Annotated in this window: 5 protein-coding genes; all 5 read left to right on the forward strand. The window is 65.6% G+C overall.

Annotated elements, in window-relative coordinates; translation table 11 throughout:
• Window positions 1-780 (forward strand): FAD-dependent oxidoreductase (locus VJ307_06140; protein HJX73720.1); only part of this gene is annotated, 780 nt, incomplete at its 5' end.
• Between the two features lie 173 nt (window positions 781-953).
• Window positions 954-1721 (forward strand): CopD family protein, encoded by a 768-nt coding sequence (locus tag VJ307_06145; protein HJX73721.1) that lies wholly within the window; start codon window positions 954-956, stop codon window positions 1719-1721.
• Between the two features lie 48 nt (window positions 1722-1769).
• Window positions 1770-2276 (forward strand): HD domain-containing protein, encoded by a 507-nt coding sequence (locus tag VJ307_06150; protein HJX73722.1) that lies wholly within the window; start codon window positions 1770-1772, stop codon window positions 2274-2276.
• A 144-nt stretch (window positions 2277-2420) separates the two neighbouring features.
• Entirely contained in the window at window positions 2421-2849 is a 429-nt protein-coding gene (locus VJ307_06155; GenBank protein HJX73723.1) for a PaaI family thioesterase, read from the forward strand.
• Window positions 2846-3171: hypothetical protein (locus tag VJ307_06160; protein HJX73724.1), on the forward strand; the 326-nt coding region annotated here is incomplete at its 3' end. The genes VJ307_06155 and VJ307_06160, both read left to right, overlap by 4 nt.

Raw genomic sequence — 3171 nt, forward strand, 5'->3', positions numbered from 1 at the left:
AAGCGTGCCAGGAAGGTGCTCGCGGGGGAGAACCGCGTCCTCTTCGATGACGGGACCGAGGAGGGGTACGACTTCCTCCTCGTCGCCACGGGGGGCAAACCGATCCTGCCGGATCCCATGAAGAAACCTCTCGGATCGATCCTCCCGTTCGACTCCCTGGACGACGCTGTCCGGATCCGGGACCGCGCGCAACGCCCCGGCGTATCGGTTGTGTACGGCCCGGGCTACCTCGCGATCGAGGCTTGCCGGGTCCTGCGGAAGGCGGGGCAGGAAGTGATCTGGCTCAAGCCGGGGCAGCCCCGCTTCGGCAACCCGATCGGGGGGGAGTTCGAGGCGAGCGTCATCAACGAGATCCAGAAACGCGGCGTCGTGCTCAAGGACGGGGCGGACATCGCGGAGGTTTCGGAGATCGACGGGGAGACGACATCGGTCCGCACCGTTTCCGGAGAGGAGATCCGGTGCCGGATGGTCGTGGTGGTCACCGAGCGGCTTCCCTCGACCGATTTTCTGGAAGGGAGCGGCGTGAAGGTCGGCACGGGGGTGATCGTGGACGACTTCCTGCGAACCTTCATCGGGAACATCTACGCGGCAGGGGATTGCGCGGAACTGTTCGACAAGGCCACCGGCCAAAAGCGGATCAACTTCGGCTGGCGAAGCGCCATCAAGCAGGGGCAGCTGGCCGGGGAGAACATGGCGGGGGGAGGGAAGCTCTACATCCGGAAGCAGGAGGACTACCTTTGGCTGCTTTTCGGGACGTCGCTTCTGGACCGGTCCAGGTAATAGGGGAGGAAAGGGCGCGCTCATCGCCGCGCGGCCGGGTCGTCCTCGTCCTCCTCGCCGTCTTTTGCGCCCTGGCCCTCCTCCCTTTCCCGGGGTCCGGCACGGAGGAGCACGCGGCGCAAACGGGCAAGAGGTGCGGCACCTGCCATGTCGATCCTTCGGGGGGAGGCGGATTGACCCCGGAGGGAGAAGCATACCGGCGGAATCCCGCCGCGGCCGGGCAGCCCGTTCCCGAACCGTCCCGTTGGCGCCACACCGTGCGGTTCGTCGCCGGTTTTCTCCACCTCTTCACCGCGGTCCTGTGGTTCGGGACCATCCTGTATGTGCACCTGCTCCTCAAACCGTCCTACGCCTCGCACGGACTGCCGAGAGGGGAACTCATGGTCGGGTGGGGGTCGATCATCGTGATCGCCCTTACGGGGGTCGTGTTGACGGTGTTCCGGATCCGGTCGCCGGGGGATCTCCTCCACACCCGCTTCGGCATTCTCTTGACGGTGAAGATCGTTCTGTACCTCATCATGGTCGGCACCGCGGTGATCGTCACGTTCATCGTCGGGCCCAGGCTGAAAAAAAGACGGGTGACGGTCGATCGGGGAATAAAAGACATGACGCCGGACGATCTGTCCGGGTACGACGGGAAGGAGGGCCGGCCCGCCTATTTTGCCTATGACGGGCGGATCTTCGACGCCACGGGGAGCAGGTTATGGAAGGACGGGAGTCATGTCGGCAGGCACCTCGCAGGGTTCGACCTGACCGACGCCCTGAAGCTGGCCCCCCACGGGGAGGAGAAGGTTGCCTCCATGCCTTCCGTCGGCAATCTCCTGGCGGCGACCGTCCGAAGGACTCCGACCCATCTGAAAGCCTTCTACTTCATGACCTACTTCACCCTGGGCCTGATTCTCGCCGTCCTGGCCATCATCTCCCTTTGGCGGTGGTGGTGAGCCGGGCGACAAGGGCCGTCGGGGGAATCTCCGGGAGCGGGGGGAAAGATGTACGAAAGGGTTCGCAAGGAAATGGAGCGGTTCTTCGGGGAGGATGCTCGCCGCATCGCGCACGCCCTGGAAGTCACTTCCCACGCCCTTCGGATCCAGGCGGTCGAAGGGGGGGACCGGGAGGTCGTGACGATGGCCTCGCTCCTCCACGACGTGGGGATCAAGCCGGCGGAGGAGAGGTACAAAAGCAGCGCGGGGCACTACCAGGAGAAACTCGGTCCGCCGGTCGCGGAGAAGATCCTGAAGGAGCTGGGCGTTGAGGAGGGGAAGATCGCGACGGTCAGGGAGTTGATCGCGCACCACCACACCCCGGGGAAGATCACGACGAAGGAGTTCGCCTGCCTGTGGGACGCCGACATGGTCGTGAATCTCCGGGAGGTCGTCCCCAAGATGGGGAAGGAAAAGATCCGTGCGCTGATCGACAGGAAATTCCAGACCGGGGAGGGGAAGCGGATCGCCCGCGAGCTCTATCTGCCGGATCTTCCCGCAACGGAAAGGATGTGACCGTTCCGGCCTTCCCTCGGTGCGCGCCGCCCGTTTCGCCGGTGTCCCGTCTTTTCGGGGAGGATCCTCCTGATATGATGGGGGGCGGACGACAGGGCGGCCCGGCCGTTCCGCAGAGGGCCGAGGCCGACGGGGGATAGGTCGATGGAAGAGTCGTTTTCGGACCGGCTGCGACGAGGGTCATGGGTGGCTCCGGTCGCCGAGCTGGTGGGGGCATTCCCGGTTTCCTTCGGGGAGGGGAAAGCGGTCTTCGAGATGGAGGCGGGCAGAAGGCACCACAACCCGATGGGGACCGTCCACGGGGGCATCCTGTGCGACATTGCGGACGCGGCGATGGGGTTCGCGTTCGCTTCCACGCTCGGGCCGGGGGAGACGTTCACCACGCTCGAGCTCAAGATCAACTTCCTACGCCCCGTCTTCGAGGGGAGGCTGACCGCGTCGGCGCGGGTAGCGCACCGGGGAAGGACGATCGGGCTGGTGGAGTGCGACGTCGCCAACGCCGAGGGGAAGCCGGTGGCGCGCGTCAGCTCGACCTGCCAGGTCCTGCGCGGAGAGGCGGCGGAAGGAAGATGAGAGGGAGGATCGGCGGGCTCGTCGTCTTCGCGGTCTCGATGGCGTTCGTCGAGGCGGCGGTCGTGGTCTACCTCCGCAAGGTCATCGGGGAAGGGCCGGTCTTCCCCATGAAGGATATTCCCCTCCTGCTGCTGGTCGTGGAGATCGGCCGGGAGGCGGCGACGATCGTGATGCTGCTGACGATCCCCTTTCTCTCCTTCCGCGGCGGAGCGCGGCGGATGGGGGCCTTCCTTCTCCTGTTCGCCGTCTGGGACGTCTTCTACTACCTCTGGCTCCATGTGACGATCGGCTGGCCCGCGGGGATCTTCGACTGGGACGTCCT

It is taken from the genome of Candidatus Deferrimicrobiaceae bacterium (genome assembly GCA_035256765.1).
Classification (GTDB): Bacteria; Desulfobacterota; Deferrimicrobia; order Deferrimicrobiales; family Deferrimicrobiaceae; genus CSP1-8.